Raw genomic sequence first — 6,740 nt, forward strand, 5'->3', positions numbered from 1 at the left:
GCTGTTCACAATGTAGGGAAGTTAATACCAAATCCATTAAATTAATGCCCATTGATGAAAAAATAACGCTGCCAAACTTAGCACAAATTGCGGATTTATCATCTTCTAGATTACAAAAATCATTCAAAAAAACATTCACCATATCACCTCAAGTCTATCAAGATACCGTTCGTATGCGCCATTTCAAGTATTCATTAAAAAAAGGTGATGGCGTAACCGATACAATATATTCCGCCGGGTTTGGATCCATTAGTCGAGTGTACGATCGTAATATCGGCATGACGCCCAAAGCCTATAGGGCAAGAGGTGCCGGTGAAGTCATCAACTACGCATGCCCTAATTCGCTGCTTGGTTTGATGATCATGGCCGCGACAGAGAAAGGTGTCTGCTCCGTACAGTTTGGTTATAATGAAAGTACTTTGTTATTCCCGTTAAGGACAGAATTTCCTAAAGCTAAACTCATGGTATCCGCATCACAAAACGCACCTGAGCTTGATGCATGGATGAAAGCGCTCGATCAACATATAAGCCAGGGCGATCCAAGACCTGATTTGCCTCTAGATATAAGGGGCACTGCCTTTCAAATTAAGGTCTGGCAATTTTTATTGAGCATCAAGGAAGGTGATGTGCTTAGCTACGGTGAAGTAGCTGCACAAGTCGACAACCCAAAAGCCGCCCGTGCGCTAGGCACCGCTTGCGGAAAAAATACTATTGCCGTGCTGATACCTTGTCATCGCGTTTTAAAAAGCGATGGAGGGTTGGGGGGATATCGTTGGGGATTAGAGCGTAAACGGACATTATTAGATAACGAAAAAAGAAGGGAGCAATAAGTTTTACACTTTATTACACTTAACTTTTTCAGCCTCTCGGCAGGTTATTAAATGCTCAGCATTGGGCAGTTTTCCTAGCAATAAATGACCGTCTGCAGGTTATTGAATGCTCGACATTGGGCGGTTTTCCTAGCAATAAATGACCGTCTACAGGTTATTGAATGCTCGACATTGGGCAGTTTTCCTAGCAATAAATGACCGTCTACAGGTTATTGAATGCTCGACATTGGGCGGTTTACGCCCAATCAATAACAGATAGCGGTTTTCTGAATCGCTTAGCAACAATCCGTTATGCTCAAGAAAACGCGCTACCTGCAGGCTAATCGCCAATGGGTTAGCTTTGAGCGAATGGTTAATGTTTCTTAGTATCGCCGGCGACTTTATCCATGTAAGCGAAGATCAGCCCTGAAACAACAAAGGTTAAGTGAATGATAACTTTCCACATCACTAAATTTGCTTGCTCGTCCGAAAGGCTGGCGGGAAGATTCATAAAAATTTTCAACAGGTCAATTGCCGAGATCGCAACAATTGCGCCTATCACTTTCAGTTTGAGTCCTGAAAAGTTAACTTTTCCCATCCATTCAGGACGGTCTTCATGATCACCCAGATCAATTTTCGAGATGAAAATTTCGTAGCCGCTAAAGATAATCATCAGTAATAAACTACCCACAAGTGATAAATCAACCAGCGCCAGAATACCAATCACGACGTCACTTTCCGGCATTGAGATGACATTACTTGCGATATGCCAAAATTCCTGAACAAATTTAACAAACAACAATATAATGCTAAGCATTAAACCCACGTAAAAGGGAGCTAACAACCAACGACTTTTAAAAATGGTTGTTTCTAATGCAATTTCAATTTTTTTCGACATGTATTTCTCTGTTATAAGTAATTGATACGGTTAGCTGAATGACGCAGATCATTGTAAATATTTCATCTTATATTTTTAAAAACTGCCTACCTGCGGCCATTTTGACTCTCGTTGGTGCTGTTTTTTTAAACTATTATGGCGTGTTCGATTTTCGAGTCTTATTTTTGAACAGCATGGTGGTAATGCATTATATTTTCGCCAAAAATCAAGATCCTGCCAAGAACAATTTTAACAGAAAATTTGTACTTAAAGCCATTTCAACACAGCGGAAAATTATACAGCCTGAATATAGCGAGTATAACCTACACGAGTAGTACAGCTCCAATACATAACACTTTCCTGACAAAGGGTTATACCGTGAAAGCAAAGATCAGCATAGTGATAAAGTCGATTTAATTAAATTCGGCGGCGAATACAGGGTGGATTAATATTGCAACGCCCAAAATACCAAGCCAGTGATGACTTAGCTCATCCTCGAAGCTAGTACCTTTCAGTTATTCTTTTTCATGGTTTTGTCTATCGGCTTATTATGGGGAGATAACGATGGTTTAGAATAAAGCATTAAGACTCGACGAAATCTGGATAATCCGTACTCGACTTAGATTGAAGGATCGCGATAAGTAGTTAACCATATTCAATTTGGCACTGGATAACCTGAGCTAGGCTTAAGGAAAAACATTAGGGTCTGTTGACCTTTCGTGTGTATTTTTGCAGCGACTTGTGCGTTATTCATACAAGACAGAGTTTGTGTTGTGTAGTTATTCTACATAAGCAGGCGATAACACATACGATCGGGCGCACAAATGCAGCCCTTCTGGTTCATCTAAAAGCGTCATGCGCTGCGTTATTTGTCGTTTACATAGAATAACTATGCTGCTCTCCTCATGCCTTGCTCAGAACACTTTTAGATTGAGCGAAATTTGTACTTCTAAGGTCAACAGACCCTAATATCGATGACCATAGTATCGACTTAATTTTGTCATTTGCAGTCTAGGATTCAGAGCCATCTTGTATAGAAAATCTGATCCTGATGAGAACACCAATTTATGAAGATATTCTGGATAAGCACGAACGTACGTGTCAGTTTCATTCAAAAATAGTGAAGATAACTTGCGTTTAAAAAGTGTGATCTTAGAAGAAGATATTGTTTACATTTCTGCTCAAAAAAAATATGTTCTGAATATGAGGCATGTAGATAAAGACGATATAAATGAATTAGAAAAGATATTGAAGAAAATGAATTTTGATAATAGCGTCACCATAGTCAGTATCTAGCAAGTTAACTTACTCGGGCGGCAATCGCCTTAGAAAATAATCCTTAAATATCTAAAAGTTGCAGGTACTTAAAAAATCCGGTTTTGAAGCCTGCATCCATCTTAATTTATCCGCACTGGATCTGCAGGATGACTACCTATCCATAGCGCTTGATAAACTGATTAAACAAAACCGAGTTTTACCCCATCAGTTGGTTTTAGAGGTGACTGAAACGGCAGCAATGAATGATATGGCGACCACCAAAGCGGTACTGCAGAGGCTCACTCTGCAGGGGTTTTTAATCAGTATTGATGATTTTGGTACAGGGCACTCTTCTCTTTCCATGCTGCTCGAGCTACCTATTCATCAGATTAAGATTGACCGCAGCTTTGTAAGCTTAATGCTGCAAGAACAAAACAAGCAATCCACTGTTAATTCACTTATTTTTATGGGACACCAGCCAAACTGTTCGGTGGTCGCTGCAGGTGTTGAAACAAAAGAGCTTGCAGATGAATTAAGTTATTTAAAATGTGATTATTTACAAGGCTATTATTACAGCAAACCACTGCCTCTTACCCAGATTATTGGTTATTGTCAGCAGCAGGAAATTAAAAAAGGCACTGCTATATTAAATTAACTGCAAAAAGCTGTTTAACCTTCATTGGAAAATTGCGGACATCCATTAATTACAATGACGATTAATATTACCACGTTCAACTTGGGCTGATTCATATTGAGGTCAATTAGATGGGTGTCCAGTTATTGCTATTTATTTTTGCTTATTTATGCCGATAGCTTCGATAGAACCGCCGGTATCAACAAGACAGAGACCAGTTTGGATTTGCTCTGACCGTTTTTAAGCAGGGTAACATTAGATCTAATCTATCCACCAGCCCTAAGGACGGGGAAAAGTGAGCGCGGAATTTTTAATGGCTGAGGCGCAAAGGGGCACGTAGCGCCCTAGTAAAATTTACAGCCATACACAAAAGAGGCTATCATCTGGTGGCCTCTAAAAATGCATATAACGGGTGTTATGGTAAATGCAAATTAAGAAAAAATTATCCAGCCCAAGAAAAAACCAAATAAAACGTAAATAATGCTTATTACTAAGTCCGAATTATGGGAGCTTAAAAAATCAGTTTTTACAAATTGATACCATTCGACATTTTTTTTCTTAATGCTTCATCAATATCTTTTTGTGTGTATTTAGCTCTGTTTTTATAGTTCCATTCTGAGTTTGTATTGTGCTCGTCTATATCGTTAACATCACAACCGAATGCTTCATGTATGAATTCATGATAATGCATATTAATTCTATTAATATCTTCAATATTCCGAACGAAATTTGAATTTTTTTCTTCACTGAATTCTATTTTCGCTTCCTTTTCATAGGATCTAATACAATCAAACATTAATTTATGATAATTAGTTCCTGAGATAATGGCAGGGTTCCAAATAGCAACTTCTAGAAATTCCAAACCGTCCGTTTTAAAAGCGTCATCGATTTTTTTTTGCTTGTTATAGGAGCATTACAATATGCAGATAACCGTTGTTCTTTATTATTTGAATACCAGTAATGTGGATCAGTATGACGTATTTGGCTCATTATATAACTCTTAGTTATTTAACTTTTGTATAGATATTTAATACGTAAGGTTTCTTCTATTGATTTATCATAGTTCGCCCTTTCAATTAAAAGAGGTAACCACATTGTTTTATGTTGTTCAGGAACAAGATAATAACCTATCCCATCAAGAAGAAAGTTATCTAATTTAGAGGCACTAACCTTCCAATCACTGATTAAGTAAGCTTGCTCTGTTAGCGGCATTTTCGATATTATCTCTTTAATAAATAAAACGAAGTTAGTGCATTGTTGTTCTTTAGGAAATCCATGATCTTGTATTCTTTTAAAATCAGATGGCAGTAATAATAATTGATCTATATTAGCCAATGTATCATTAAATTTATTTTCTGCGATCAAATTTCTTACAAAGCTAGAAATTCCTCCACAAGTAGTGCAATAGTATTTTTTACAAAAGCAGGAACTTTCTGCTTTTTCAAAAACTCCTTTCAGTGTTATTGCCATCATATAAAATTAACTCTTTCCATTAATTTTTGTAAGAACTGGTTATTTTAGCATATGCTGTTATGCACGAAATATACCGCTTATGGTAAATAGCCGTTATTTCCCAAAATAAAAGCCTTTAAAATCGAACACTGAGAGGTTTTAAGAAGTCCCTTTTATGATTGCCTTTCTACTGATTGATCTCTTTAGATAGTCGCTATGGGATTATTTTAAGATTAACCCGGAGGGTTTCAATACTTAGTTCAAAATGTGAACCGGGGAGTTATAGTGTAATAGTTAAGATGTTAGTGAATGCAAAAAATCCACCGTTTAAGTAGCCTTTTATAGATCAGAGCAGGGAGGGAATATTTAAATATTTAATATTGTAGATATTATTGATTTAACGTTATTAAGGCAGGCTAAATTTACATGATCCACTTTATGAAGATTTCTTGCAGACCAATCAAGGGACTTAAGTTGGTCTGTTAATATTACGCCAGTAGTTTTTTTGCTTCCTTCGATTACAACTTCAAAAGGATAACCTTTAGACTGGTTTGTAACAGGGCATAACCAAGCAAATCCTGTAACACTATTAAATTTTTTAGTGCTTAGTACCAAAGCAGGACGATTCCCCGCCTGTTCGTGCCCTGCTTGCGGGTTGAAATCTACGATCACGATATCACCGACATTAGGAATAAAACTCATAGAAGCTCATTACCTATTTTATCCGTGAACATTGCTTCATGCCTATTATTAATAGTCACTTTATCCAAAAGCTCATCCAAGCTAGGTTTACAAGGCTCAATAACAACCGTGTTACCTTTTTGAACTAAGTTAACTTTGTCACCAATATGCAGAGCTAAATTTTCTAATATGTTTTTAGGTAGGCGAAGTGCAGCACTATTACCCCATTTTGATATTGCAACAGTCATTAAAATTCCCCTTTAAGTTAACCGCGTACCTACAGTATACACAATGTAGATACTATAGATATATTCGTCAACATATTTAATTAATAATTATGTACAAAAAAGGCCACCGTTTAGGTTAATACCGTTCACTTAAGGTGAACGGTATTAGCCAACGGGCACCTTCTTAATTTCATTTTAACAGGGAAAATAAACCGATAGGGTTTATTTTTTACCCAAAGCGCCAAAACGATTTTTGCTTATCTTTGCTTCGATCTTCGATACGACCGCCAGTATCAACAACACGGTTAACAGTGCTGCATATTACAATGTTTAAATCCTGAATCACAGATACAAAAAAAGGCGCCAACAGGCACCTTCTTAATTTCATTTTAACAGGGAAAACAAACCGATAGGGTTTATTTTTTACCCAAAGCGCCAAAACGATTTTTGAATTTTTCGATACGACCGCCAGTATCAACAACACGTTGAGTACCAGTGTAGAACGGGTGACATTCGCCACAGATATCTAGTGTTAAATTTTTGCCAGCTGTTGAGCCAACAGTAACTATATTACCACATGAACAAGTCGCTGTGATTTCTTTGTATTCTGGATGAATAGCATTTTTCATTTGGAAAACCTCTATTGGGCCGCATCGCTGCTCTGCTTGAATGAATCATTTCATTCAACAAAGTACCATACGTATTTATCGTTAAATTTCAGGTTGCAAATTGTATAGCAATGTTTAATAAAAATACAACTATAAAGTTGTATTCTCAGCACTATTTATTAATAACAGCCCATT

8 protein-coding genes are annotated in these 6,740 nt (G+C 37.1%); 2 read left to right on the forward strand and 6 right to left on the reverse strand.

The annotated features are described in order from the left end of the window. The coding region (locus CXF72_RS11640; protein ID WP_101039187.1) for a bifunctional transcriptional activator/DNA repair enzyme AdaA at nt 1-830 on the forward strand (830 nt) is incomplete at its 5' end. Nucleotides 831-1,182: 352 nt separating this feature from the next. Here the strand turns inward: CXF72_RS11640 and CXF72_RS11645 are convergent. Beyond that, a complete protein-coding gene (locus tag CXF72_RS11645; RefSeq protein ID WP_101039188.1) occupies nt 1,183-1,707 on the reverse strand; it encodes a TIGR00645 family protein in 525 nt (174 codons plus the stop codon). 1,333 nt (nt 1,708-3,040) lie between these two features. Between CXF72_RS11645 and CXF72_RS11660 the strand changes: the two genes are divergently transcribed. After that, a complete protein-coding gene (locus tag CXF72_RS11660; protein ID WP_101039191.1) occupies nt 3,041-3,598 on the forward strand; it encodes an EAL domain-containing protein in 558 nt (185 codons plus the stop codon). 505 nt (nt 3,599-4,103) lie between these two features. On the opposite strand, the gene CXF72_RS11665 is transcribed toward CXF72_RS11660, so the two are convergent. From CXF72_RS11665 to rpmE, 5 genes are all read right to left on the reverse strand, one after another. Beyond that, nucleotides 4,104-4,439: a hypothetical protein gene (locus CXF72_RS11665; protein ID WP_157823248.1), complete on the reverse strand. Its 336-nt coding sequence runs from the start codon at nt 4,437-4,439 to the stop codon at nt 4,104-4,106. Between the two features lie 146 nt (nt 4,440-4,585). Continuing rightward, a complete protein-coding gene (locus CXF72_RS11670) occupies nt 4,586-5,050 on the reverse strand; it encodes a hypothetical protein (protein WP_101039193.1) in 465 nt (154 codons plus the stop codon). Nucleotides 5,051-5,395: 345 nt separating this feature from the next. After that, nucleotides 5,396-5,731 carry an endoribonuclease MazF gene (gene mazF, locus CXF72_RS11675; protein WP_101039194.1) on the reverse strand — a complete coding sequence of 112 codons (336 nt, stop codon included), beginning with the start codon at nt 5,729-5,731 and terminating at the stop codon, nt 5,396-5,398. Next, nucleotides 5,728-5,958, reverse strand: coding sequence for an AbrB/MazE/SpoVT family DNA-binding domain-containing protein (locus tag CXF72_RS11680; protein WP_101039195.1), 231 nt, complete (start codon nt 5,956-5,958; stop codon nt 5,728-5,730). Before CXF72_RS11680 ends, mazF begins: the two co-directional genes overlap by 4 nt. Nucleotides 5,959-6,353: 395 nt before the next feature. Then, complete coding sequence (rpmE, locus tag CXF72_RS11685) at nt 6,354-6,566, reverse strand: 50S ribosomal protein L31 (protein ID WP_011771118.1); 213 nt, start codon at nt 6,564-6,566, stop codon at nt 6,354-6,356. Nucleotides 6,567-6,740 lie beyond the last annotated feature (174 nt).

Origin of the sequence: Psychromonas sp. MB-3u-54 (genome assembly GCF_002836415.1) — a bacterium.
Taxonomy (GTDB): domain Bacteria; phylum Pseudomonadota; class Gammaproteobacteria; order Enterobacterales; family Psychromonadaceae; genus Psychromonas.

Bases quoted from the DNA above. Each gene is read 5' to 3' on its own strand.
- CXF72_RS11645 (WP_101039188.1), bottom strand. From the start codon at position 1,707: ATGTCGAAAAAAATTGAAATTGCATTAGAAACAACCATTTTTAAAAGT.
- CXF72_RS11670 (WP_101039193.1), bottom strand. From the start codon at position 5,050: ATGATGGCAATAACACTGAAAGGAGTTTTTGAAAAAGCAGAAAGTTCC.
- mazF (WP_101039194.1), bottom strand. From the start codon at position 5,731: ATGAGTTTTATTCCTAATGTCGGTGATATCGTGATCGTAGATTTCAAC.
- CXF72_RS11680 (WP_101039195.1), bottom strand. From the start codon at position 5,958: ATGACTGTTGCAATATCAAAATGGGGTAATAGTGCTGCACTTCGCCTA.
- rpmE (WP_011771118.1), bottom strand. From the start codon at position 6,566: ATGAAAAATGCTATTCATCCAGAATACAAAGAAATCACAGCGACTTGT.